The sequence below is a fragment of the Mesorhizobium sp. CO1-1-8 genome (genome assembly GCF_020164875.1).
In the GTDB taxonomy this organism is placed as follows: Bacteria; Pseudomonadota; Alphaproteobacteria; order Rhizobiales; family Rhizobiaceae; genus Mesorhizobium.
In genome coordinates this window covers 384,872-409,903 of record NZ_JAIUGZ010000005.1, presented here as the reverse complement: position 1 = coordinate 409,903, position 25,032 = coordinate 384,872, and the positions used below count along the sequence as shown (strand labels likewise).

Annotated in this window: 20 protein-coding genes and 3 pseudogenes; 18 read left to right on the top strand and 5 right to left on the bottom strand. The window is 63.0% G+C overall.

Features of this window, described 5'->3' with window-relative positions; all coding sequences use genetic code 11:
* Nucleotides 1-82 precede the first annotated feature (82 nt).
* The 3 genes from LB558_RS13525 (at nt 83) to LB558_RS13515 (ending at nt 4,691) form a co-directional block, all read left to right on the top strand.
* A complete protein-coding gene (locus tag LB558_RS13525) occupies nt 83-1,117 on the top strand; it encodes an ABC transporter permease (protein ID WP_027035014.1) in 1,035 nt (344 codons plus the stop codon).
* Between the two features lie 12 nt (nt 1,118-1,129).
* A complete protein-coding gene (locus LB558_RS13520) occupies nt 1,130-2,287 on the top strand; it encodes an ABC transporter permease (protein WP_127255391.1) in 1,158 nt (385 codons plus the stop codon).
* Nucleotides 2,288-2,354: 67 nt separating this feature from the next.
* A complete protein-coding gene (locus LB558_RS13515; RefSeq protein WP_224697991.1) occupies nt 2,355-4,691 on the top strand; it encodes an ABC transporter ATP-binding protein in 2,337 nt (778 codons plus the stop codon).
* Between the two features lie 199 nt (nt 4,692-4,890).
* On the opposite strand, the gene LB558_RS13510 is transcribed toward LB558_RS13515, so the two are convergent.
* A complete protein-coding gene (locus LB558_RS13510; protein WP_027035011.1) occupies nt 4,891-5,481 on the bottom strand; it encodes a transglycosylase SLT domain-containing protein in 591 nt (196 codons plus the stop codon).
* Between the two features lie 218 nt (nt 5,482-5,699).
* Here LB558_RS13510 and LB558_RS13505 point away from each other — a divergent pair, with 218 nt between their 5' ends.
* Together LB558_RS13505 and LB558_RS13500 are read left to right on the top strand one after the other, a co-directional pair.
* On the top strand, nt 5,700-7,238 hold the full coding sequence (locus LB558_RS13505; protein WP_224697990.1) for a trimethylamine methyltransferase family protein: 1,539 nt from the start codon (nt 5,700-5,702) through the stop codon (nt 7,236-7,238).
* A 56-nt stretch (nt 7,239-7,294) separates the two neighbouring features.
* Nucleotides 7,295-9,721, top strand: a complete 2,427-nt coding sequence (locus LB558_RS13500) for a GcvT family protein (protein ID WP_224697989.1) — start codon at nt 7,295-7,297, stop codon at nt 9,719-9,721.
* Between the two features lie 113 nt (nt 9,722-9,834).
* On the opposite strand, the pseudogene LB558_RS13495 reads toward LB558_RS13500, so the two are convergent.
* Nucleotides 9,835-10,220, bottom strand: a pseudogene (locus tag LB558_RS13495) (DoxX family protein).
* 196 nt (nt 10,221-10,416) lie between these two features.
* On the opposite strand from LB558_RS13495, the gene LB558_RS13490 reads away from it, so the two are divergent.
* Entirely contained in the window at nt 10,417-10,905 is a 489-nt protein-coding gene (locus tag LB558_RS13490) for a hypothetical protein (protein ID WP_224697988.1), read from the top strand.
* 82 nt (nt 10,906-10,987) lie between these two features.
* On the opposite strand, the gene LB558_RS13485 is transcribed toward LB558_RS13490, so the two are convergent.
* A complete protein-coding gene (locus LB558_RS13485; protein ID WP_224697987.1) occupies nt 10,988-11,764 on the bottom strand; it encodes a VOC family protein in 777 nt (258 codons plus the stop codon).
* Nucleotides 11,765-11,937: 173 nt separating this feature from the next.
* Here LB558_RS13485 and LB558_RS13480 point away from each other — a divergent pair, with 173 nt between their 5' ends.
* From LB558_RS13480 to LB558_RS13430, 11 genes are all read left to right on the top strand, one after another.
* The gene (locus LB558_RS13480; RefSeq protein WP_224697986.1) at nt 11,938-12,666 is read left to right on the top strand and encodes a gamma-glutamylcyclotransferase; all 729 of its coding nucleotides are present in this window, start codon (nt 11,938-11,940) and stop codon (nt 12,664-12,666) included.
* A 130-nt stretch (nt 12,667-12,796) separates the two neighbouring features.
* Nucleotides 12,797-14,161, top strand: a complete 1,365-nt coding sequence (locus LB558_RS13475) for an NAD(P)-dependent oxidoreductase (protein WP_224697985.1) — start codon at nt 12,797-12,799, stop codon at nt 14,159-14,161.
* 2 nt (nt 14,162-14,163) lie between these two features.
* Nucleotides 14,164-15,477 carry an NAD-dependent dihydropyrimidine dehydrogenase subunit PreA gene (preA, locus tag LB558_RS13470; protein WP_224697984.1) on the top strand — a complete coding sequence of 438 codons (1,314 nt, stop codon included), beginning with the start codon at nt 14,164-14,166 and terminating at the stop codon, nt 15,475-15,477.
* 108 nt (nt 15,478-15,585) lie between these two features.
* On the top strand, nt 15,586-16,089 hold the full coding sequence (locus LB558_RS13465) for an RrF2 family transcriptional regulator (protein WP_224697983.1): 504 nt from the start codon (nt 15,586-15,588) through the stop codon (nt 16,087-16,089).
* A 42-nt stretch (nt 16,090-16,131) separates the two neighbouring features.
* Nucleotides 16,132-16,590: a carboxymuconolactone decarboxylase family protein gene (locus LB558_RS13460; protein ID WP_024501510.1), complete on the top strand. Its 459-nt coding sequence runs from the start codon at nt 16,132-16,134 to the stop codon at nt 16,588-16,590.
* Nucleotides 16,591-16,658: 68 nt separating this feature from the next.
* On the top strand, nt 16,659-17,036 hold the full coding sequence (locus LB558_RS13455) for a DoxX family protein (RefSeq protein WP_224697982.1): 378 nt from the start codon (nt 16,659-16,661) through the stop codon (nt 17,034-17,036).
* A gap of 113 nt (nt 17,037-17,149) precedes the next feature.
* Nucleotides 17,150-18,211 (top strand): glycosyltransferase family 4 protein, encoded by a 1,062-nt coding sequence (locus tag LB558_RS13450; protein ID WP_224697981.1) that lies wholly within the window; start codon nt 17,150-17,152, stop codon nt 18,209-18,211.
* Between the two features lie 50 nt (nt 18,212-18,261).
* A complete protein-coding gene (locus tag LB558_RS13445; protein ID WP_224697980.1) occupies nt 18,262-20,424 on the top strand; it encodes an amylo-alpha-1,6-glucosidase in 2,163 nt (720 codons plus the stop codon).
* 145 nt (nt 20,425-20,569) lie between these two features.
* Entirely contained in the window at nt 20,570-22,348 is a 1,779-nt protein-coding gene (locus LB558_RS13440; RefSeq protein ID WP_224697979.1) for an alpha,alpha-trehalose-phosphate synthase (UDP-forming), read from the top strand.
* A gap of 17 nt (nt 22,349-22,365) precedes the next feature.
* Nucleotides 22,366-23,124, top strand: a complete 759-nt coding sequence (gene otsB / locus LB558_RS13435) for a trehalose-phosphatase (protein ID WP_224698040.1) — start codon at nt 22,366-22,368, stop codon at nt 23,122-23,124.
* Between the two features lie 57 nt (nt 23,125-23,181).
* Nucleotides 23,182-23,430, top strand: coding sequence for a hypothetical protein (locus tag LB558_RS13430; RefSeq protein WP_224697978.1), 249 nt, complete (start codon nt 23,182-23,184; stop codon nt 23,428-23,430).
* Nucleotides 23,431-23,435: 5 nt separating this feature from the next.
* Here the strand turns inward: LB558_RS13430 and LB558_RS13425 are convergent.
* A pseudogene (locus tag LB558_RS13425) lies at nt 23,436-23,777 on the bottom strand (SDR family oxidoreductase); the annotation flags it as partial.
* Between the two features lies 1 nt (nt 23,778).
* Between LB558_RS13425 and LB558_RS13420 the strand changes: the two are divergent.
* Nucleotides 23,779-24,195, top strand: a pseudogene (locus LB558_RS13420) (transcriptional regulator); the annotation flags it as partial.
* 4 nt (nt 24,196-24,199) lie between these two features.
* Here LB558_RS13420 and LB558_RS13415 read toward each other — a convergent pair.
* On the bottom strand, nt 24,200-24,835 hold the full coding sequence (locus tag LB558_RS13415) for a TetR family transcriptional regulator C-terminal domain-containing protein (RefSeq protein WP_224697977.1): 636 nt from the start codon (nt 24,833-24,835) through the stop codon (nt 24,200-24,202).
* Nucleotides 24,836-25,032 lie beyond the last annotated feature (197 nt).

Sequence of the window (25,032 nt, the reverse complement as noted above, 5' to 3'; positions counted from 1 at the left end):
GTTTGACAGCCAGCCCCGCCGGTCACGGCAGGGTTGGCTTTCATAGCCGGCTCAAACCCCAACCCATCGGCAGGGGGCCGCCATGCTTTCCTTCGTTATCAGGCGTCTCGGCACCATGGCATTGACGATGCTGTGCCTGACCATGGTCGTCTTCTTCCTGATCAACCTCGAACCCAATTTGAAGAAGCTGGCGATCAGCCAGACCGAAATGCATACGTCGGCCGAGCAGCTCGAGAGCTGGCTGGTCAACCATGGCTATCGGCAGAACTTCTTCGTCCGCTATGGGCAGTGGCTGGGCGTGGTGCCCAAGCAACCTGTGACAGACCCGGCGACCGGCAAGCCGGCGCAGCGTTTCTCCTTCTGCAACGATCCACTCGTGCCGACCTTCGCCGGCGTTTTCCAGGGCGATTTCGGCTGCTCGACCAAGTTCAAGGCGACCGTCGCCTCAAAACTGTTTCCGGCACTCGGCGCTACGGGCATCCTGATGTTCTGGGTGCTGGTGGTGATGGTGCCGATATCGCTGCTGATCGGCATTCTGGCCGGCATGCGCGAGGGGTCGCGAACCGACCGGGTGCTGTCCGTGGCGTCGATCGCCTCGACGGCGACGCCTGAATATGTGTCGGGCGTCATCTTCACCGTCATCTTCGCCTCATGGCTAGGCTGGCTGAACGGCTCGGCGGCTTCGGCCAGCCAGGGCATCACCTTCTACAATTTTACTTTGCCGGTGATGACGCTGGCGATCTACGGCATCGGCTATATCGCCCGCATGACGCGTGCTTCGATGGTCGAAGTGATGACGCAGCAATATATCCGCACCGCCAGGTTGAAGGGTCTTTCCTTCGGCAGCGTCGTGGTCAAACATGCCTTGCGCAACGCGCTGATCGCACCGTTCACCGTCATCATGCTGCAGTTCCCCTGGCTGCTCACCGGCGTCGTCATCGTCGAGGTGATGTTTCGCTACCAGGGCTTCGGCTACACGCTGGTCGAGGCGGCCGGCAACAACGACATCGACCTTTTGCTCGGCTGCTCGCTGGTCTCGGTGTTCATCGTCTTGATCACGCAGCTCATTTCCGATGTCGGCTACGCGTTTCTCAATCCGCGTATCAGAGTTCAGTAGGGAGCGAAGCGGATGCCGGTTCAATACATCAGTGGCTTCACCGTCGTTCTCGAAGTGCTGTCGCGCTTCTGGCCGGTCTGGATCGCGCTCGTCATCGTCATGGGCGCGAGCTTCGCCTACAAGAAGAAGCTGGCGCTCTACGGCCAGCTGTTCGACAGCGGTGTCGGCATCGTCGGCGTCGGTATCTGCCTGTTCTGGCTGTTCACGGCGATCTTCGCGGCGACCATCTCGCCCTTCGATCCGTTGGCCCAGATCCCCATCATGAAGGACGTGTTGCCGGGCGCCGTCGAACCGCAATCGGGACTGACCTATCTGTTCGGCGGCGACAAGCTGGCGCGTGACGTGTTTTCGCGCATGGTCTATGGCAGCCAGATCGTGCTGATCATCGCGCCTGCCGCGACCGGCTTCGCGCTGATGGTCGGCATCACGCTCGGCCTGCCCGCCGGCTATTACGGCGGCAAGATCGACACCGTGCTGTCGTTCCTGGCCAATCTCGTGCTGGCCTTCCCGGTCATCCTGCTGTTCTATCTCTTGGTGACGCCGGGCATCATGGACACGCCAATCCCCTATGGCATGGCCGGCGTCTTCTTCCTGTTCCCGATCATCTTCTTTTCCGTGCTGTTCTGGACCCGCTACAAGAACCGGCCCGACCGGCTCTATATCCTGCTCGGCATCACCCTGATCCTCGGCGGCTGGATCTATCTCGGCCTGGTCTTCGACGCCGATCCGCTGAAGATCGTGCATATCGATCCTAACCAGCTCAACATTTTCGTGGCGGTGGTGTTCGCGTCCAGCCCCGGCGTGTTCCGCATCGTGCGTGGCCTGGTGATGGACATCAAAACGCGCGATTATGTGGCGGCGGCGCAGACGCGCGGTGAATCGCCCTGGTACATCATGCTGTGGGAGATTCTGCCCAATGCGCGCGGGCCGCTGATCGTCGACGCCTGCCTGCGCATCGGCTACACCACCATCCTGCTCGGCACGCTCGGTTATTTCGGCCTTGGCCTGGCGCCGGAAAGCCCGGATTGGGGCACCGCGATCAAGGACGCCAGCCGTCTGCTGCGCTCCTTCATCCACCCGGCGCTGCCGCCGACCATCGCATTGATGTCGTTCGTGCTGGGCTTGAACCTGCTCGCCGACTCGCTGCGCGAACAATCGATGAAAGACTGATCTCGCGGGTTTCGACCCGATGCGCCTGAGAGAAACAGGCCCAAAGGAAACAGGATTGGAGCGACCCATGAACGAGGCAGTTCGAAATCCCGCCACGCCAACCAATGGGCCGATCATCGAGATCGAGAACCTGTCGATCTCCTTCTTCACCCGCAAGGGCGAGATCCCGGCCGTCATGGATTTTTCCTGCACCGTCATGCCGGGCGAGGCGATGGGCATCGTCGGCGAATCCGGCTGCGGCAAGTCGACCGTGTCGCTCGGCATCATGCGCGACCTCTCCAACATCGGGAAGATCGTCGGCGGCAAGATCAAATTCCAGGGCAAGGACATGGGCGAACTCTCCGACGAGGAGTTGCGCTCCATTCGCGGCAACAAGATCGCGATGATCTATCAGGAGCCGATGGCGAGCCTCAACCCGGCGATGAAGGTCGGCCAGCAGTTGATGGAAGTGCCGCTGATCCACGACAAGGTGTCGAAGGAAGAGGCGTATAAACGCGCCCTGGATATGGTGCGCTCGGTCAAGCTGCCGGACCCCGAGCGCATGATGCGCTCCTATCCGCACCAGCTTTCGGGCGGCCAGCAACAGCGCATCGTCATCGCCATGGCGCTGCTGTCGAAGCCGGCGCTGCTTTTGCTCGACGAGCCGACGACGGCGCTCGACGTGACGGTGGAGGCGGGCATCGTCGATCTGGTCAAGGGGCTGGGCGAGAAGTTCGGCACGTCGATGATTTTCGTGTCGCACAATCTCGGCCTGATCCTGGAAACCTGCGACCGCATCACGGTGATGTATTCGGGCGAGGCGGTGGAGACCGGCAAGATCAAGGACGTCTTCGACCGGATGCGCCACCCCTATACGCAAGGGCTGTTCCGATCGATCCCGCTGCCCGGCGCCGACAAGAATTCACGGCCGCTGATTTCGATCCCCGGGCAGCTGCCGCTGCCGCACGAGCGCCCCAAGGGCTGCAATTTCGGCCCTCGCTGCCACCATTTCGTGGAAGGCGTCTGCAACGCCGCCGAAATCCCGATGATCGAGGTCGCTGGTCACGAAGGCCATTTCTCGCGCTGCGTGCGCTTCAACGAGATCGACTGGGAGGCGCTGCCGCCCGGCGCCAAGAAGGTCAATGAGCGCGTCGTGCCCGGTGCGCCGGTGCTTAAGATCGAGGATCTCAGAAAATACTACAGGGTCGGCGGCAGCGAGGTGTTCGGCTCGAGCGAGGGCCGCGTCGTCAAGGCCAACGAGACAATCTCGTTCATGGCGCGCGAATCCGAGACGGTCGCCATCGTCGGTGAATCCGGCTGCGGAAAGTCGACGCTGGCCAAGGTGCTGCTCGGGCTGGAGACGGCAAGTGCCGGCACGGTGACGCTGGGCAACAAGGAAATCCAATCGACGGGCATCGAGAAGCGGAGCGTCGACACGGTGTCGTCGATCCAGATGGTGTTCCAGAACCCGTTCGACACGCTCAATCCCAGCCATTCGGTCGGTTCGCAGATCATCCGCACGCTGGAGAAGTTCAATGTCGGCAAGACGGTTGCCGATCGCCGCAAGCGCATGCTGGAACTGCTTGACCTGGTGAAGCTGCCGCGGGCCTTCGAGACCCGCAAGCCGCGCCAGCTTTCGGGCGGCCAGAAGCAGCGCATCGGCGTGGCGCGCGCCTTTGCCGGTGACGCCAAGGTGGTGGTGGCCGACGAGCCGGTTTCCGCACTCGACGTGTCGGTGCAGGCGGCGGTGACCGAACTTTTGATGGACATCCAGCGCAAGAACAAGACGACGATGCTGTTCATCAGCCATGACCTGTCGGTCGTACGCTACATCGCCGATCGCGTCGTCGTCATGTATCTCGGCTATATCGTCGAGCAAGGCACGACCGACCAGATCTTCGCGCCGCCCTACCATCCCTATACCGAGGCGCTGCTGTCGGCGATTCCCATCGCCGACACCAGCGTGGTCAAGCGGCACATCGTGCTGGAAGGGGACATTCCCTCGGCGATGAATCCGCCTTCCGGCTGTCCTTTCCAGACCCGCTGCGGCTACAAGAAGCTGGTGCCTGACAATCTCTGCGAAACCAAGGTGCCGCCAGTCAAGCATCTCGGCGACGGCCATATGAGCCTGTGCTGGCTCCCCGACGACGTGCTGGCCAAGATGGAGCCGGTGATCAAGTTCGACAAGGAACACGCCGCGCAGGAAGGCGTGCCGGATGACGCGCCGCATGGCGATGGCCCCGGTTTTGCCGGCACGCCGCCAAAGCGTCCGCGCGGCAAGACGGGCAGTGCGCAAGCCGACATCATCGGGCAGGCTGCCGAGGAGACGGAAGCCGTTTCGAAAGCCCGCCGTCACGAGGTTCGCGATGAGATTTCGGAAACGGGCGATTCCCCAAAGCCGGGTGATTCCACGAAGCCGAATTGACCAGCATCAGGCACCGCGGCGGCGATTTGAAGTCGCGGCATGGATCCCTTGGGCTGCGGAGCAGCTCCAGGGGGGCTGCGCCGCGTCGCTGCGCTCCTTGCTCCGCCCGTCGATGACGAGGCGATGAGCGTTTGCCGCTAATCGGCAAGCATACTGCCCACCAGCGCACTCGGTTGGTTGAAATGCTTGTGCGCGGAAATCAGTTGCCGCACTCGCTCAATTGCTGCGCATAGTCCCGCGCCATCTTGTCGGTAGCCCGGGCATAGCCCTGCACGCCGGCATCGCCCCGGTTGCCGCGGCCATAGGCGGTCCAGCCGAGATAATAGGCGAGGTAGAGATTGTAGGTGTCGTTGCGGGCAACGCCGTACGTGTCAGCGGTCTTGGAATGATACCAGCCGACGAAATCGACCGCGTCGGCGAATTTCGTCCGCCGCGCCGCCCAGTTGCCGGTCTCGCGCTGATATTGCGACCAGGTCCCGTCCAGCGCCTGCGAGAAGCCGGTGGCCGATGAGACATGCTTCCACGGAATGAAGCCGAGAAGCTTGGTGCGTGGCGGCCTTGCATTGCTTTTGAAGCCGGATTCCTTGCGAACCGTCGCCATCAGCACGGGAACGGGGATGCCGTATTTCTGCTGCGCGCGCTCGGCGGCCGACTGCCAGTTGTCGAACCAGCCGTCATTCTGGTCGAAGACGGCGCAGACATTGTTGATGTGATTGGGCGGCGTGGCGCAGGCCGAAAGCGCCAGCAGCACGCAAACCGCACCAATTTTACTAAAACTCGAGCTACGCATTGGCAGAGCAATAGGCCGAAATCATAAAGGGAATCTTGCAGCGTCTGTTAACGCTTCGCCCGGAACAGTCGCTTGAGGGGATCTTGTATCAGTAATCCGACGCATTTCGTCGCTTTCTATAAATACGTGTTGGAGAAATGCCGCCGTGGCTAAAATCACGCCTGCTAACGGCGTTTTTCTGACAGCTTGCCCGGTTTGCCGGGGCTTTGATGCCAGGCATGACCGAACCAAGACGCAAACGCGGCGCCGAGCGCACCAGCAACAGGGGGCCGTCGGCCATCCCGCAACTGCCGCTCAGGCGGGTGACAAATCCCTATCCACCTATGGCCATGCTGTCGCCCGATCAGATCGAGCAGATCCACCAGGCGTCGATGCACATATTGGAGAATTTCGGCATCGAGATGATGAGCTCGCGCGCGCTGTCGCTGTTCGAGAAGGCCGGCGCCAGGGTCGATCATGCCTCGGCAAATGTCCGCATCGATCGCGGCCTGATCGAAGACGTGCTGAAGACCACGCAGCCCAGCTATGTGTTGACGCCGCGCAACCCGGCCAACGCGGTTCATCTCGGCGGCAACACCATCAATTTCACGCTCGTTGCCGGTCCGCCGAATGTGCACGACATGGAGCGCGGCCGCCGCGCCGGAAATTTGCGCGACTATGCGGATCTCACCCGGCTGGCGCAGCATTTCAACTGCATCCACATGCTCGGCAACCAGGTCTGCGCACCGGTCGAACTGCCGGCCAATTCCCGCCATCTCGACACTTACTTCACCAATCTGACGCTGACCGACAAGAGTTTCCATGTCTCGGCGATCGGCCGGGGCAGGGCGCTTGACGGCATCGAGATGATGGCGATTTCGCGTGGGCTGACGCTCGACCAGATGCGCGATGATCCCGGCATTACCACCATCATCTCGGTCAACTCGCCGCGCCGCTTCGACGAGATGATGGCCGAGGGGCTGATGACCATGGCCGAATTCGGCCAGTCGGTGGCGGTGACGCCGTTCACGCTGATGGGAGCGATGAGCCCGGTGACACTGGCCGGCGCGCTGGCGCAGCAGAACGCCGAGGCGCTATTCGGCGTCGTGTTGACACAGCTTGTCCGTCCAGGCGCGCCGGTCATGTATGGTGCCTTCACCTCCAATGTCGACATGAAGTCGGGCGCGCCGGCCTTCGGCACGCCGGAGAACACCAAGGCCAATATTGCGTCAGGGCAGTTGGCGCGGCGCTACGGGCTGCCGTACCGCACGACACCGGGCTCGGCCTCCAACGCCGCCGATGCGCAAGGCGCCTATGAGACGCTGATGGCGCTGTGGGGCGCGGTGCTCGGCCACGGCAACCTCGTCTACCACGCCGCCGGCTGGCAGGAGGGCGGACTGACGGCGTCGTTCGAAAAACTTATCATCGATGTCGAGATGATCCAGCACATGATGGAGTTCTTGCGCCCGATCGAGGTCAACGAGGCGGAGCTTGCCGTCGAGGCGCTGGGCGCGGTGCCGACCGGCGGGCATTTCTTCGGCGAGCCGCACACGCTCGAGCGCTACGCCACCGCCTTCTACCAGCCGATGCTGTCCAACTGGCAGAATTACGAAGCCTGGCAGGAAGCCGGCGGACTCGACGCCACCGTACGCGCGACGCGGCTGTGGAAGAAAGCCCTGGAGGACTATGTCGAGCCGGTGATGGATATCGCGGTGCGCGAGGCGCTGGAGGCCTACATGGCCAGGCGCAAGGAAGCGATCGGGCAGGGCGAGCCGTGATCGTTCCCATCTTGAATCTACCCACCCATCCACTCACTGATATCAGAGAAAAATCCATGAAGTCGCATGCAAAGGTCGTGATCATTGGCGGCGGTGTCGTCGGGTGCTCCGTGCTGTTCCATCTCGCCCGCCACGGCTGGACCGATGTTGTCCTGCTGGAGCGCGACGAGCTGACGTCCGGTTCGACCTGGCACGCGGCCGGCGGCATGCACACCATCAATGGCGACCCCAACGTCGCCAAGCTGCAGAAATACACGATCAACCTCTACAAGGAGATCGAGGAGCTTTCCGGCCAGGCGACCGGCGTGCATCTGACCGGTGGCGTGCTTCTGGCGGCGACCGAGGCGCGGCTGGACTGGCTGCGCGGCGTCGTCGCCAAGGGCCGTTATCTCGGCATCGAGCTCGAGGAGATCTCGCCCAATGAAGCGGCCGAACTGATGCCGCTGCTCGATCCCAAGCAGTTCGTCGGCGCCGTCAGGAACAAGGAGGACGGCCATCTCGATCCCTCAGGCGTCACCCATGCCTATGCCAAGGCCGCGCGCAAGCTCGGTGCCGAGGTCGAGCGCTTCACCAAGGTCGAGGACATCGTGCGGCGGCCCGACGGCTTATGGCGCGTCATCACCAACAAGGGCGAGGTGGTGGCCGAGCATGTCGTCAATGCCGGCGGCCTGTGGGCGCGCGAGGTCGGCCGCATGGTCGGGCTCGAACTGCCTGTGCTGGCCATGGAGCACATGTACCTGATCACCGAGGACATGCCGGAGGTCGCCGCCTGGAACGCCAAGACCGGCACCGAGATCATCCATGCGGTCGACTTCGACGGCGAGCTTTACCTGCGCCAGGAGCGCGGCGGCATGCTGATGGGCACCTATGAAAAGGCCAACAAGCCTTGGTCCGAATACCAGACGCCGTGGAATTTCGGCCATGAACTGCTGGCGCCCGACATCGACCGCATCGCGCCGTCGCTTGAGGTCGGCTTCCGCCATTTCCCGGCCTTCCAGAACACCGGCATCAAGCAGATCATCAACGGGCCTTTCACCTTTGCGCCGGACGGCAACCCGCTGGTCGGGCCGGTGCGTGGCCTGCCTGGCTTCTGGGTCGCCTGCGGTGTCATGGCCGGTTTTTCGCAAGGCGGCGGCGTCGGCCTCGCTTTGTCGAACTGGATGATCGAGGGCGATCCCGGCGCCGATATCTGGGCGATGGATGTCGCGCGCTATGGCGACTGGGCGACGATGGCCTATACCAATGCCAAGGTGCGCGAGAATTATTCCAGGCGCTTCTCGATCCGCTTCCCCAATGAGGAACTGCCCGCCGGGCGGCCGCTGAAGACGACACCGGTCTATGATCTGCTGTCGGCCAAGGGTGCGCAATGGGGCGTTGCCTATGGGCTGGAAGTGCCGCTGTGGTACGCGCCGGAAGGCGTCAAGGACGAGTTCTCGTGGCGCCGCTCGAGCGACTTCACGCAGGTCGCCAAGGAGGTCGCGACGGTACGCGACAGTGTCGGCCTGTCCGAGATTTCGAGCTTCGCCAAATACAAGATGACGGGTGAGGGGGCGGCCGCCTGGCTCGACCGGATGCTTGCCTGCAAACTGCCGAAACCCGGCCGCATGACGCTGGCACCGATGCTGAAGCAGGACGGCAGGCTGATCGGCGATTTCACCCTCGCCAATCTCGGAAGCGAAGGCTGGTTCCTCGCCGGCTCCGGCATCGCCGAGCAATACCATATGCGCTGGTTCGAGCAGCACCTGCCCGCCGATGGATCGGTCCGCATCGAGGCGCTGGGCGCGAAGCTCACCGGGCTGTCGATCGCCGGTCCGAAGGCGCGGGATGTGCTGGCAAAGGCCACGCGCTCGGATGTCTCCAATGCCGCCTTTTCCTTCATGGCCATTGGCCGGATGGATGTCGGCATGGCGCCGTGCCTGGTCGGCCGCGTGAGCTATACCGGCGATCTCGGCTACGAGATCTGGGTGGCGCCGGAATACCAGCGCGCCGCCTATCAAGCGCTGATGGCGGCGGGCGAGGAATTCGGCATCGGCCTGTTTGGCTCGCGCGCGCTCAACGCGCTGCGGTTGGACAAGAACTACGGTTCATGGGGGCGTGAATACCGGCCGATCTACGGACCGCTGGAAGCCGGGCTCGACCGCTTCGTTGCTTATGGCAAGGAGGCCGACTTCATCGGCAAGGCCGAGGCGCTGGCCGAGCGCAAGCAGGGCGGCAAATTGCGCCTGCGTGCCTTTATCGTCGAGGCCGACGATGCCGATGTCATCGGCGACGAGCCGATCTGGTTCGATGGTGCGGTGCGCGGCTGGGTGACTTCGGGCGGCTATGCGCATCATTCGAAGAAATCCGTCGCCATCGGCTATGTGCCGAAGGAGATCGCCGATGAGAGCGACGGCTTCGAGATCGAACTGCTGGGCAAGCGCCATGCGGCGCGCATTCAGGCGGCGCCGCTGTTCGACGCCAATTTCGAAAGGATGCGCGCCTGAAGCGCCTCGGCTTCGCCGATGCGCTTCAGATTCCTGTTTTGTGCATGTCGTTGTCCCAAAACCGCTGGGCACTTTTGGGCGACATGCACTGGGCACGCCCCCTTCTTATGGCGTCAGGCGCCGCGGCGGTTGTCCAGCGCGAAGGCGCCGGCGCCGGCAAACACCAGATAGAGGAAGATGAAGCAGAACGAGATCGCCGAATCGCCGCCATTGTTGACCGGGAAGAAGTCGCGCGGCATGTGCGCCATGAAATAGGCGATCGCCATTTCGCCGGCCAGAAGGAATGCCACGGGCCGCGTGAACAGGCCCAGCGCCAGCAGGATGCCGCCGGCGAATTCGAGACAGTGAGTGACAGTCCGCTCAAAGCACCGGCGTGGTCGCTGACCGGGAAATTGAACAGTTTCTGGGTGCCGTGTTCGATGAACTGCAGCGCGGTCACGATGCGCAGAATGCCGAGTGCCTGCGGCTGATATCTGGCAAGGCCGTCGAAATGCTTCATCTAAAACTCCCTTAAGCTTCCGGATCGGCCGTAGATTATCGCCCGGCATTGCACCATTCACTTCCCATGGCTTGCCATCAACAATCGGTGATTGGGAATGTTCCCAATTCCTGCAAATTCTTCTCGCAATGGTTGCATTAATAACTCTATGGTTGTATCAATGCGTGTACAACAATCTGAATGTGGGGGTCTTGCCATGAAAAAAGTCGTCATCAGCCTGTTCGCGATCGTCGCAGGCACCAGCTTCGCCATGGCCGAGGACGCCGGTTGTGAGGCCTTCAAGTGGCCGGTGACGCGGGAGCAGACCTTGTTTGCCGCGGCACCGGCAGCGCCGTCCGGAGCGGCGCTGGCGGTTGGTGCGGCTGCGGACCTGGCGCTGGTGCCGGTAGAGAAAGCCGGTTTTGCGGTGTCGCCCGAACGTGCGCCGGCATCAGACACGTTCGGGGCCGTCGCCAGCGTGGAAGTGCCATCCGAGGGAGCCATCCAGATAAGTCTCTCTGGGGAGGCCTGGATCGATGTCATTCAGGATGGCCAGGCCATCAAGTCGGCTGGCTATAGTGGCGTGAAAACATGCCCTGGTATTCGCAAGAGCGTGCGCTTCAAGCTTGCGCCCGGACCGGCCACCGTCCAGTTCAGCGGCGCGAAAAAAGCTGAGCTGAAGGTCGCGGTGCTGGCGCCGGAATAGGTCGGCCCCAGCAGAGGAATACGGCCTTTCATCGGTGGTGCGATGAAAGGCCGGTGCTTTGTACCAGCCGTGTTTATCGCCGTCAGCGGACCGGCGCCATCAAGGCGAAGTGCGCGCCTTGCGGGTCCTGGCACTGCACGACCCAACTGCCGCCGGGGACCTCCATCGGCCCCATCAGGATCTTGCCGCCATTGTCGGTCACCCGCTTGGCCGCCGCATCGATGGCCGGGACGTTGAAGTAGAACTGCCAGACCGGGACCGGAATCTGCTCCGGCTTGTTCATGATGCCGCCGCCGGATTCGGGGCCGGCGGTGAAGGTCTGGTAGGTGCCCATCGGGCCCATGTCGAAATCGCCGGCATCGACCCAGCCGAACTGGTCGCGATAGAAATCGAACGCGGCTTTCCAGTCGCTCGTGTAAAGCTCGTGCCAGCCGATATGGCCCGGCGTGCTGGCCGGCACGACTGGCTGGTCCGGGCCGTTCGGCTGCAGGAACATGAATGTCGCGCCCTGCGGATCGGCGACGACGGCAAAGCGGCCGACGCCCGGAATATCGTCGGGCTGGCGATGAACGGTGCCGCCGGCTTTCTCCAAGGCAGCCGTGGAGGCGTCGACATCCTTGGTGTGGATGTAGCCGAGCCAGGCGGGCGGCATGCCCATCTTGGCGGCGTCCTCGGGCATCGTCATCAGGCCGCCGACGCCACGTTCGCCGACATTCATGACGACATAGCGCGGCATGCCGGGCGCCACGTCGAAAGGCTTCGCCGTCCAGCCGATCACTTTGGGGTAGAACGCCTCGGCAGCGCCGAGATCTGTGGTCATCAATTCGTACCAGAAGAAGGGCATCGGGGATTTTGGCATTTTCGGTCTCCTCACCTTTCATGCATCGATCGTCGTCCGATCCATCATAGGACGATCCTCACGACGGAAATCCGACACCGCCCGGACAGTAATGGTCGAACCGAGGCAAGCGTTCCGAGGCTTGCACGCCGAGCGGTTTTCGATTTCTCTGCGATGATGAGGGGATGTCGTTCATGCGCTTGATGTCGCTCACGCCCGAGCTTGTCGCACTGTGCCACCGGGAGGAGGCCGATCCCGGTCCGGACCCGAGCTGGACGGAGTTGAACGACGAGGATTTCCGCACCCTTGCCTTGCGGCTGTCCGAGCAAGCCGACGAGGGGCCACTATGGGTGTTCGCGTATGGGTCGCTGATCTGGAAGCCGGAATTCGAATCGGTCGAGCAACAGCTCGCCACCGCTTTTGGCTGGCACCGCTCTTTCTGCCTCGACATGGTGCGTTGGCGCGGCAGCGCCGAGCAGCCGGGTTTGATGATGGCGCTCGAACGGGGCGGACGCTGCAACGGGGTGATCTACCGCTTGCCGGAGGGCGAAAAGCCGGTCCAGATCGAAAGGCTGCTGCGGCGCGAGATCAGCGACCACGAAAGCATCGACACGGTCAGGTGGCTGCCGGTGCATACGGCGCAAGGTGCGCTGCGCGCGCTTGGCTTCTGGGTCGGCGTGAAGGGCAGGGGAACGTCGCCGAACCAGCCGCTGGACAAGGTGGCGAGCGTGCTGGCCCGAGCCTGCGGGCATATCGGATCCGGCGCCGAATATCTCTACAACACGGTCAGCCACCTCGAAGCATTCGGCATCCATGACCGCAATCTGTGGCGGTTGCAGGAATTGGTCGCGGACGAGGTCAGGGCTATCCATGGCCATGGACTTGAGCCCGGCCATTCGCTCACGCTGCAAACGCAGCCGTAATTGCCAATAACATGAGTAAAAAAATCATGTTATTGTCGAGCCTTTTCAAGGGCTTGTGCCGAAAATTGACCAATTGATAAAAAAATAAAACGTGCTAGCCTTCCCCAAAAGAAAACATGGGGAACTGACGATGCCAGAAGGCCAATTCAGGGAAGGGATTGCGGGCGGCAGGCTCTCGGCCGACCAGTACGCGGACAATTTTTCCGACCTGCACCCACCGCTCGACCACCACGAGGCGCTGGTCGAATCCGACCGCTGCTATTTCTGCTACGACGCGCCGTGCATGAATGCATGCCCGACCTCGATCGACATTCCGCTGTTCATCCGACAGATCTCGACCGGCAACCCGATCGGTTCAGCCAAGACCATCTTCGACCAGAACATATTGGGCGGCATGTGCGCCCGCGTCTGCCCGACCGAGACGCTGTGCGAGGAAGTCTGCGTGCGCGAAGTGGCGGAAGGCAAGCCGGTGCAGATCGGCCGCCTGCAGCGCTACGCCACCGATGTCGCCATGGGCGAGAACAAGCAGTTTTATCCGCGCGCCGAGCCGACCGGAAAGACGGTCGCCTTGGTCGGCGCCGGGCCGGCCGGCCTTGCCGCGGCGCACCGGCTCGCCCGCCACGGCCATGACGTGACCATCCTGGAGGCGCGCGCGAAGGCCGGCGGCCTCAACGAATACGGCATCGCCGCCTACAAGAGTGTCGACGATTTCGCCCAGGCCGAAGTCGATTACGTGACCGCGATCGGCGGTATCGACATCCAGAACGGCAAGGCGCTCGGCCGCGACTATCAGCTGTCGGATCTGATCCGCAATTACGATGCGGTGTTTCTCGGCATGGGTCTTGGCGGCGTCAATGCGCTGCGTGCCGATGGCGAGGAGGCCGACGGCGTCATCAACGCGGTCGAGTTCATTGCCGAACTGCGCCAGGCCAGCGACCTTTCCGGCCTGCCGGTTGGCCGCCGCGTCGTCGTCATCGGTGGCGGCATGACGGCCATCGACGCCGCGGTACAGTCGAAGCTGCTCGGCGCCGAGGAGGTTACGATCTGCTACCGTCGCGGCCAGGAACACATGAACGCTTCCGAATTCGAACAGGATCTGGCGGCAGCCAACGGCGTCAGCATCCGCCACTGGCTGCAGCCGAAGCGGGTGATCGCCAAAGACGGCAAGGTCACCGCCGTCGAACTCGAATACACCGCCCTCAACGGCGACAGGCTTGCCGGCACCGGCGAGACACTGACGCTCGTTGCCGATCAGGTGTTCAAGGCGATCGGCCAGAGCTTCGTGCCGGCAGCCCTTAACGGCAGCGGCGCTTCGATCGACCTCGAAGCCGGCCGCATCAAGGTGGACGCGGAAGGGCGCACGTCGCTCGACAGGGTCTGGGCCGGTGGCGACTGCATCTTCGGGGGCGACGACCTCACCGTCTCGGCGGTCGCGCAGGGCCGCGACGCGGCGGAGAGCATCAATCGGGCACTGACCTCGAACGGGAGGGCATGAGCATGGCAGATATCAGAAACAATTTCGTCGGCATCAAATCGCCCAACCCGTTCTGGCTGGCCTCGGCGCCGCCGACCGACAAGGCCTACAATGTCACCCGCGCCTTCAAGGCCGGCTGGGGCGGGGTGGTGTGGAAGACGCTGGGCGAGGAAGGCCCACCGGTGGTCAACGTCAACGGCCCGCGCTATGGCGCGATCTGGGGCGCCGACCGCCGACTGCTCGGCCTCAACAACATCGAGCTGATCACCGACCGCGACCTGCAGGTCAACCTGCGCGAGATCAAGCAGGTCAAGAAGGACTGGCCCGACCGCGCCATCGTCGTCTCGCTGATGGTGCCCTGCGTCGAGGAGGCCTGGAAGGCGATCCTGCCGGTGGTCGAGGAGACCGAGGCTGACGGCATCGAGCTCAATTTCGGCTGCCCGCACGGCATGTCGGAACGCGGCATGGGTGCCGCCGTCGGCCAGGTGCCGGAATACATCGAAATGGTGGTGCGCTGGTGCAAGCAGAACACCCGCATGCCTGTCATCACCAAGCTGACGCCCAACATCACCGATGTGAGGAAGCCCGCGCGTGCAGCACATGCCGGCGGCACCGACGCGGTGTCGCTGATCAACACCATAAACTCGATCACCGGCGTCGATCTCGACAGTTTTGCGCCGCAGCCGACCATCGATGGCAAGGGCTCGCATGGCGGCTATTGCGGTCCGGCGGTTAAGCCGATCGCCATGAACATGGTGGCCGAGATCGCGCGCGATCCCGAAACCCACGGCCTGCCGATCTCCGGCATCGGCGGCATCACCACCTGGCGCGATGCGGCCGAATTCATGGCACTCGGCGCCGGTAATGTGCAGGTCTGCACGGCGGCGATGACCTACGGCTTCAAGATCGTGCAGGAGATGATCGCCGGCCTCGAAAACTGGATGGACGAGAAGGGCCACGCCTCGCTCGACGACATCGTCGGCCGTGCCACGCCCAATGTCACCGACTGGCAGTATCTCAATCTCAACTACGTCGCCAAGGCGCGTATCGACCAGGACGCCTGCATCAAATGCGGCCGCTGCCACATCGCCTGCGAGGACACCTCGCACCAGGCGATCACCAGCATGGTCGACGGCATCAGGCACTTCGAGGTCATCGAGGCCGAATGCGTCGGCTGCAATCTCTGCGTCAATGTCTGCCCGGTCGAGAACTGCATCACCATGGAGCCGCTGGCGGCCGGCGTGATGGACCAGCGCACCGGCAGGCCGGTATCGCCGGTCTATGCCAACTGGACGACGCACCCGAACAATCCGATGGCCAAGGTGGCTGCGGAGTAGGGATCGCAGGATTCGAAAAGCGGCGCTTTCGAGCGCCGTTTTTCATTTTCTTATTGCGGATAATGATTATCCACGATAATGTGTATCCATGAATTGGAGATCAACACAATGAAACTGGGCGAGGGCGTCGAAGCAGCCATCCATTGCGCCGCCACGCTGGCCAGTGTGGAAGGTAGCAGCACCATGCCTGGCGCTGCTCTCGCCGAGGCCTTTGGCCTTTCGCCGAGCTATCTGCTGAAGCATCTCAACATGCTGAGCGCGGCGCGCATCCTGGAATCGGTGCCCGGGCCTGCCGGTGGCTATCGGCTGGCCCGGCCGGCCGAGCGCATCACGCTGCTCGACATCGTGCTGGCCGTCGAGGGCCGCGAGCCGGCCTTCCGTTGCGGCGAGATCCGCCAGCGCGGTCCGGTGAAGCTCGATGCATCGGCCTATGTCAAACCCTGCGGCATCAACGCCGCGATGCTGAAGGCCGAGCGCGCCTATCGCGCCGCGCTCGCCGAGACCAAGCTCTCCGATATCGTGGCCACCTATGCTGCGGAAGGCGATCCGAGATCGCTTGCCGCGAGCTGCGCCTTCGTCGAGCGCCACCAGCGGCCGCAGAAATCCAGTTAACCCCGTAGACCCAAACCCAAGCAGATTTGAAAGGACAAGACGATGAAACAGAGGCTGCAATTTTTCGCCAAGGCGCCAGAGATCATGAAGGCGGTGTCGGCGCTCAACAAGGCGGTGGACGAATGCGGGCTGGAGGTGAGCCTGCTGCACCTGATCAAGCTCAGAGCGTCGCAGATCAATGGCTGCTCGTTCTGCGTCGAGATGCATAGCCGCGAGGCGAGGCGCGACGGCGAGACCGAGCAGCGGCTCTATCTGGTTTCGGCGTGGAAGGAATCGCCGCTGTTTTCCGAACGCGAACGCGCCGCCTTGGCCTGGACCGAGGCCGTCACCCTGATCGCCAACAATGGCGTGCCGGACGAACTCTATGCAAGGACGCTCGAGCATTTCTCGGAAGAGGAGCTGGTCAAGCTGTCCGTTGCGCTCGGCATGATCAACACCTGGAACCGGCTGTGCATCCCGTTCCAGGCCATTCACCCGATGCCGGCGGCCAAGGCTGCCTGATTGTCCGGATTGTGTTTTGGAGCGCCGTCGAATGGCGGCGCTCCAACTGTTTCTGAAGGGAGAGTCTGATGCCTGCTGATTTGCCTTCAACGCTGTTGTTTCTTGGCCGCCTGTTGCTCGGCGGTGCCTTCGTCTTCGCCGGCCTGCGCAACATCCAGAACGCGGCCTTCCTGGCCCAGATGATGGCCGCGCGCGGTGTGCCGCAGGCAAGATTGGCGCTGTGGCTCGGCATCGTGCTTCAGATCACCGCCGGCGTGCTGGTCATCGCAGGACTCTGGACCGCATTCGCCGCAGCGGTGCTGCTGCTGTTCCTCATCGTCGCCACGCCGATGTTCCACAATTTCTGGAACCATCAGGGTCCGGACCGTGCGTCCCGCGTCAACGGCTTCGTCGGCAATGTCGCGCTGAGTGGTGGTTTCCTGACGCTGATCGCGCAGTCTGTTTGACGCGCAGTTCCACGCCGACTGCGGCCTCTGGTGCCGACGCTCGACCATAAAATCGGAACCAATCGAGCCGTTGACGCATTTCACACCTGCATGCCCAGCATCCAGGATGAAATATGAAAATCGCCCATGTCGCGCCGCTTTATGAATCGGTGCCGCCGAGGCTCTATGGCGGCACCGAGCGCATTGTCTCGTATTTGACCGAAGCGCTGGTCGATCTGGGCCATGAGGTGACGCTGTTTGCCAGTGGCGACAGCCGGACATCCGCGACGCTGGTGCCCAGCCGGGAACGCGCGCTGCGCCTCGATCCGCGTCCGCTCAAATCCGAGATCGCGGCGCATCTTTCGATGCTTGCGCAGGTGAGGGACAGGGCGTCGGAGTTCGACGTCATCCACTTCCACCTCAGCCACTTCCTGCACTTTTCCTTCTTCGAGGATCTCGCTGACCGGACGGTGACGACGCCGCATGGCAGGCTGGATTATGTCGACCTGGCGCCGGCCTACGAACGGTTCCCGCGTTTTCCCCTGATTTCCATTTCGCACAGCCAGAAGGCGGGCCTTGCCAACGCCAACTGGTTGGCGACGATCCATCACGGGTTGCCGACCACTCTCTACGAACCGTCTTTCGAGACGACGGCGGAAGAACCCTACCTTGCCTTCCTCGGCCGGTTCTCACGCGACAAGCGCCCGGATCGCGCCATCGAGATCGCCTTGCGTTCGGGGCTCAAGCTCAAGCTCGCGGCAAAGATCGGGGACGACGACCGCGCCTATTTTCGTGAGGTGGTCGAGCCTTTGATCGATGGCGATCGCGTCGTCTATGTCGGTGAGATCGAGGAAAACCAGAAGGCGGAATTTCTCGGCAAGGCGGCCGGCCTGCTGTTCCCGATCGACTGGCCGGAGCCGTTCGGCCTTGCCGCCATCGAGTCCATGGCCTGCGGCACGCCGGTGATCGCCTGGAATTGCGGTGCGCTGCCCGAGATCATCGATCAAGGCGTGACCGGTTTCATCGCTGATACAATGGATGGCGCGGTCGCCGCGGTGCCGGACTTGCTGCAGCTCGACAGGCGCAAGGTGAGGGCCGTCTTTGAAAAGCGGTTCTCCGCCAGGAGAATGGCTGGCGACTATCTGGCCGCCTATGCGCGCCTGATCGGCGTCCCGAGCGCGGCGAAGGCGTCTTGAGCAGCGACGTGCTCGAGCCGCGGCAACGAAACAACAGGGATCTTTGACGAATGGCCCAACTCGATGAGCGCCAGCTCGATCCTGCGGTCGCGCTTGCATCGCTCGACGCTACCGCCCCTCGCGAGCCGCATCGGTTGTTTGCGCTCAAGCAGGGCGATTGCTTCGCGGTTGCCGACGCCTATGGCGACATACGTGGAGCCGGCGACGGCTTCTTTCGCGACGACACACGGGTTCTTTCCGAGTTCCGGCTGACCGTCGGCGGCAGGCAGACATCGCTGCTTGGCGCCTCGCTAAGCCAGGACAATGTGCTGTTCACCACCAACTTGACCAATCTGCCGATACAGAGCGCCGGTGGACGCGACATCCCGCAGGGAGCCATTCACATCGAACGCGTCAGGCTGCTTTGGCAGGACAGGCTGTTTGAACGCATCACCCTTTCCAATTACAGCCGGGAACACTCGACGATCAGCGTTTCTCTGCACTATTCCGCCGATTTCCGGGACATGTTCGAAGTGCGCGGCTCGACGAGGCTGAAGCGCGGGCTGGCCCATGCCGCCGAAACAGACACGACGTCGGTGCTGCTGCGCTATGACGGGCTCGATGGCCTGGCCCGCCTCTCTGCGATATCGTTCTCGCAGGCGCCGGACGAACTGAGTGCCAACCGTGCTGATTTCCTGATCGCCGTGACCAAGCGCAGCAGGAAGGTGCTTTATGTCGAGGTCGGTCCCGAGGTGGCCGATAAGCCCGACCGCGACCGGTTCCGCGCCGCTGCCGCCCGCGCCCGCTTTGGCATGCGGGCCAAACGTCGCCATGGCGCGACGGTGCGCAGCTCGGGCCGTGTCTTCAACGACTGGGTCGAGCGCGCCCGCGCCGATGTCGCGCTGCTGACCACCGAACTGGCGACCGGCCCCTATCCCTATGCCGGCATTCCCTGGTTCTCGACGGCGTTCGGCCGTGACGGCGTCATCTCGGCACTGCAGATGCTGTGGCTCAATCCGGGCCTGGCGCGGGGCGTGCTGGCATTTCTGGCCCAGCACCAGGCGACCGAGACATCGCCGTTCAGCGATTCGCAGCCGGGCAAGATCATGCACGAGACCCGCAAGGGCGAAATGGTGGCGCTGCGGGAGCTTCCCTTCGGCCGCTACTATGGTGGTGTCGATACGACACCGCTCTACATCTATCTTGCTTGTGCCTACGCCGATCGTACCGGTGACATGGCGTTCATCGACGGCCTGTGGCCGTCGCTATGCGCCGCGGCCGAATGGACGGAGGAGGCAGGCCGGGAGACGGGGTTCGTGACTTACCAGCGAGCGGCCGAGTCTGGTCTCGCCAACCAAGGATGGAAGGACAGTTTCGATTCGGTCTTCCATGCCGATGGCCGCATTCCCAAGGGCCCGATCGCCCTGGTCGAGGTGCAAGGCTATGTCTTTGCCGCGTTCCGGGGGCTCGCCAAGCTTGCCCGCCGCCGTGGCGAGGACGACAAAGCCGATCACTGGGAGGACCGCGCCGAGGCCATGCGGGTGGCTGTGGAACGCGATTTCTGGCTCGACGATCTCGGCTTCTATGCGCTGGCGATCGACGGTGCCGGCGAGCCCTGCAAGGTGCGGACCTCGAATGCTGGGCATCTGCTCTTTGTCGGATTGCCTGAGCCGGCGCGGGCGCAGATGGTCGCCGACCAACTGCTTTCCGCCTCCTTCCATTCCGGCTGGGGGCTGAGGACGCTTGCCGACGATGCGGTGTTCTTCAACCCGATGTCGTACCACAATGGCTCGATCTGGCCGCACGACACCGCCATGTGCGGTGCCGGCCTGGCGCGTTATGGCGAGCGTGAAAGCGTGGTTCGCCTGATGAGCGGCACATTCGAATCCGCGGTCCATTTTAACATGCGGCTGCCCGAACTGTTCTGCGGGTTTACCCGAGCGCCGGGCGAGGCACCGATAGCCTATCCGGTCGCCTGCCTGCCGCAGGCGTGGTCGGCGGGCTCAGCCTTCATGCTGATGCAAGCCTGTCTTGGCCTGGAGATCGACGGCTGGGATGGCGAAATCCGCGTCACCCGCCCGAGGCTGCCGATCGGCATCGACACGCTCACGCTTCGTCACCTGGGTGTCGGCGAGAGAGTGGTCGATCTCACCTTTCAGCGCGTCGGCGACCGGGTCGTCGCTTTCCTCGCCGATCGCCATGAAGGGCTGGTTCCGCTCATCGTTCGAACATGATCCGAACAAAATTGGCGGAACCGATCCCGGCTTTGTGCGTTGCGAAACTACAGGTCCGGATGGCGACCATGTCGCCGCGGACAGCTTCAAATTGGAAACACGAACAAAACGGCCGCCGAACGGCCGGAGGTGAGTTGGCATTACCATGACAAATTACGGTGCGGACCTGCTCTGGGTTCTGATCCTCGCGAGCCTCGGTTTTTCCGCTTTTGCCGTTTTCTTCTCCCTATCGCGGCAGCGCCGCACTCACCCTCCGGCGGTTGCGCATACAGCGGGCGAAGACGTGGCTGCGGAGGCGGCGCGCAAAGTGATACGTGAGTTCGAAAAGAACGGCCAATCGGCCGACGCGGCGCTGGTGACGTGGTCGCCCGAAACATTGCGCAAGATCCTCGCCGACGATTTGCCCGATGCGCAGGTCATCGTGGTCTCCAATCGCGAACCCTATATCCACAACATCAGGGATAATGGCGTCGAATTGCTGGTGCCGGCCAGCGGGCTGGTGTCGGCGCTCGAGCCGATTACCCGCGCGTGTGGCGGCACTTGGATCGCCTATGGTGGTGGAACCGCGGACCGCCTCACCGTCGACGACCACGACCGGGTACAGGTGCCGCCCGGCCATCCGTCCTACACGCTGCGCCGGGTCTGGCTGACGGAGGAAGAGCATCAGGGCTACTATCTCGGCTTCGCCAATGAGGGCCTCTGGCCGCTTTGCCATATTGCCTTCACCCGGCCGATTTTTCGCGCCTCGGACTGGCAGGCCTATGAGGCCGTCAACCGGAAGTTCGCCGACACGGTGGTTGCCGAAGCGCGCAACGAGCGGCCTATCGTGCTGGTCCAAGACTACCACTTCGCGCTGCTGCCGCGCATGATCCGCGAGCGCCTGCCGGAGGCGATCGTCATCACCTTCTGGCACATCCCATGGCCGAACTCGGAAGTGTACAGCATCTGCCCGTGGCGTGAACGCATCCTCGAGGGTCTGCTCGGCAGCTCGATCATCGGTTTCCACACCCAGTTCCACGCCAACAATTTCACCGAAAGCGTCGATCGCTTCCTGGAAAGCCGCATCGAGCGGGCGGATGCGGCGATCTCCTACGGTGGCCAGACGACGCTGGTGCACGCCTATCCCATCTCGATAGAATGGCCGGCGGAACTGCTGGCAAAATTGCCTGACGTCGGTGACTGCCGGGCACGCCTGCGCAATAGGTTCGGACTGAAGGCGGATGTGAAGGTGGCCGTGGGCGTCGAGCGTCTCGATTACACCAAGGGCATTCTGGATCGGTTTCAGGCGCTGGACGAATTGTTCAAGCGATACCCTGAATGGATCGGAAAGCTGGTTTTCCTGCAGATCGCGGCCCCCAGCCGCGGCACGCTCCCGGCTTACAAGCTGCTCCACGACGAATGCCACCGCTATGCCGAGGAGCTCAACCAACGCTATGGCAGCGAGGGCTACAGACCGGTGGTCATGGTGGCCGAGCATCACTCACAGGAACAGGTCTATGAGATCTATCGCGCCGCCGACATATGCATGGTCACAAGCCTGCATGACGGTATGAACCTGGTCGCCAAGGAATTCGTCGCGGCGCGCGACGACGAACAGGGCGTCCTGATGCTCAGCACCTTCGCCGGCGCCTCGCGCGAATTGCTGGAGGCGCTGATCGTCAACCCCTACGACGCGGCCATGATGAGCGAAGCGCTGCTGCAGGCGCTGATCATGACTTCAGACGAACAGCGCGAGCGCATGCGGCCCATGCGCGAGACGATCCGCAACAACAATGTCTATCGCTGGGCCGGCAGCATGCTTCTGGATGCAGCGCGCTTGCGCAAGCGCGGTGACCTCGACCGGGTAACCGGTGGCGGTGACCGGCCGCCGCCTAGCGTCGACAATGTCGTGTCCCTGTTCGAGCGCAAACGGGTCATGTCATGAACGAGGTCCTGCAAAAGATGATCAGTGAAAGCCCGCAGCCGCAGGCCGTCATGCCGAAACCACAGACTGTGCTGACCGGCGAATGGGCATTGTTCCTCGACATCGACGGCACGCTGCTGGAACATGCCGAACACCCGGACGCCGTCTCGGTCAGCGACGAGCTTCGCTCCTTGCTGCAAGGCCTGGATCGCAAGCTGGATGGGGCATTGGCCTTCATCACAGGCCGCTCCGTCGCCGCCGTGGACCATCTGTTTCAGCCTTTGAAGCTGCGCGCGGCCGGGCTCTACGGCCTCGAACACAGGCTATCCCCGGGTGACGACGTCGAGATCGCGGACGAGCCGGCGGATATTGCGGCGCTTGCCGACGAGATCGAGGCCGAGCTCGGTCGTGGCGCTTATATCGAGCGCAAAGGACGGGTGCTGGCCATCCACACGCGCGCCGCCCCGCATCTGCTTCCCCGTGCGACGCAGCTCGTCGAGCAGGCGCTGGCCACGCTGCCCAAGGGTTACCGGGTGGTTCCCGGCAATGCCGGTGTGGAATTGCTGCCGCTCGAGGCCGCCAAAGGCGCCGCGATCCGGCGTTTCATGGACATCGCGCCATTCACAGGTCGCCGCCCGGTCTTCCTGGGCGATGATACCTCGGACGAGAACGGCTTCGAAACGATCAATGATGCCGGCGGCATATCGATCCGGGTCAAGCCACCGGCGCACACCACCGCGCAGTACGGGCTTGCCGGCGTTGCCGAGACGCTGGCCTGGCTGAGAGGTCAACTTTAGGTCCAGCCGACGCAACCGCGATCGCCTCCTGGAAAGACAAGGAAAGGAACGGTTTCGATGGGACGCTTTGCACAATTGGTCCGAGAGATCACCCCGAACTGGCTTCACGCTCGCTCCTCCCGTCATGAGATCGCCGACGTTTCACCATCCGACGCGGACTACAGCTGGCAAGAGGCGATCGACAACAAGATGTATGGGGCGGATACATCTGACTATTCCCATGTGCCGGAAAAGCCTGTTTCGGCAAAACCGTCAGGCGACAGCCCTGCGGACGAGAACGACCGCGGTCCAAAGAAGGCCAATTAAGGTCCCTATGCCGCAAATCTCAGACCGCCGTCGCAGGTCAGCACCTGGCCGGTCATGAAGCCGTTGGAGACGAGGAAAGCGATTGCGTCGGCCACGTCTTCGGCCCGGCCGACGCGGCCGACCGGGGTCCTGCCGGCATAGTCGGCAAAGATCGTTTGCTTCTGCTCCTCGGCCAGAAAATCCCACCAGGGCGTGTCGATGACGCCTGGCGCCACGACATTGACGCGCAGCGGTTTCAACTCCAGGGCCAGGATCGGCACCACGGTCAACAGCATGCCGTTGATGGCGGCGATACCGGCGACGCCGGGCGTTGCGAGCTGCGCCGAGACCGCCGAGATGAAGGTCACCGGCTTGCTGGAGGGTGATGCCCGCAATATCGTCCACATGGTGTTCACGAGCCCGCACCATCGGCGCCTGCTGGTCGACTGGGAGCAACTGGCGCGCACCGTGCTGGCCTCGTTCCGGGCCGCGAGCGCCCGCTATGTCGGCGATCCGGATTTCGAGCGGCTGATCGAGTTGATGACGCGTTCGAGCCCCGAATTTCGCGCCTGGTGGCCGCAGCGCGACGTCGCGCACCGGCTGTCGGGGGTGAAGCATGTCCGGCACCCGAGCGCGGGCGCCATGACCTTCGAGCATATGAGCCTGTCGATCGGCGACGGCTCCGACATGAAGCTGATCGTCTACACGCCGCTCGCCGAGCAGAACTCGGTCGCCAAGCTGCAGACATTGATGGACGCACTGCCGGCCGAGCGTCGCAGCGCCTGAGGCGTCAGCTTTTCGGCTTCAGCCCGTCGAGGAACAGTTGCTCGAGAAATCTTGCCGCATCCTCGAAGCGGCCGTCACCGCCGCGGTTCGGCCCGAGCACGGCGCGGACCTGGACGTCGAAATCGGCATAATGCTGTGTCGTCGCCCAGATCGAGAAGATCAGGTGCCACGGATCGGTTTTGGCGATCTTGCCGGCGCGCATCCAGCCCTTGATGACGGTCGCTTTCTCGTCGACCAGCGTCTTCAACTCTCCGGCCAGCAGCGGCATGATGCGCGGCGCGCCTTGCAGGATCTCGTTGGCGAACAGCCGGCTCTCGCGCGGAAAATCGCGCGCCATCTCCAGCTTGCGCCTGATGTAGCTGCGCAGTTCGGTAAGAGGATCGCCAATGTCGTCGAGTTCGCGCAGCGGCGCCAGCCAGGTGTCGAGCAGGCGCTGCATCAGCGTCTCGTGGATGTCTTCCTTGCGGCGGAAATAATAGAGCAGGTTCGGCTTCGACATGCCGGCGGCTTCGGCGATCTGGTCGATGGTCGAACCACGAAAACCGTTGGTGGAGAAAACCTCGAGCGCCGCCTCCAGGATGAGTTCGCGCTTTTCCTGCTGGATGCGGGTGCGGCGAGGGGCGTCCGTGCCGATGGTCACCGTTGCGAGCCCTCGTGTTGAGGGTCGTCTGGACCAATTCTCTGGACCAGTTTTTCCCTAGCCTGTGGAACGCACTTCAGTTGCCGCATTTCCGCTAGTAATCCTTGACCGCCGACAGGGCGGTGCTAACGTTTGTCCAATCGGTCAAAAATTTGCGTAGCATGAAAACGCGGCAAAGACCAAGCGTTGGGCGCAGC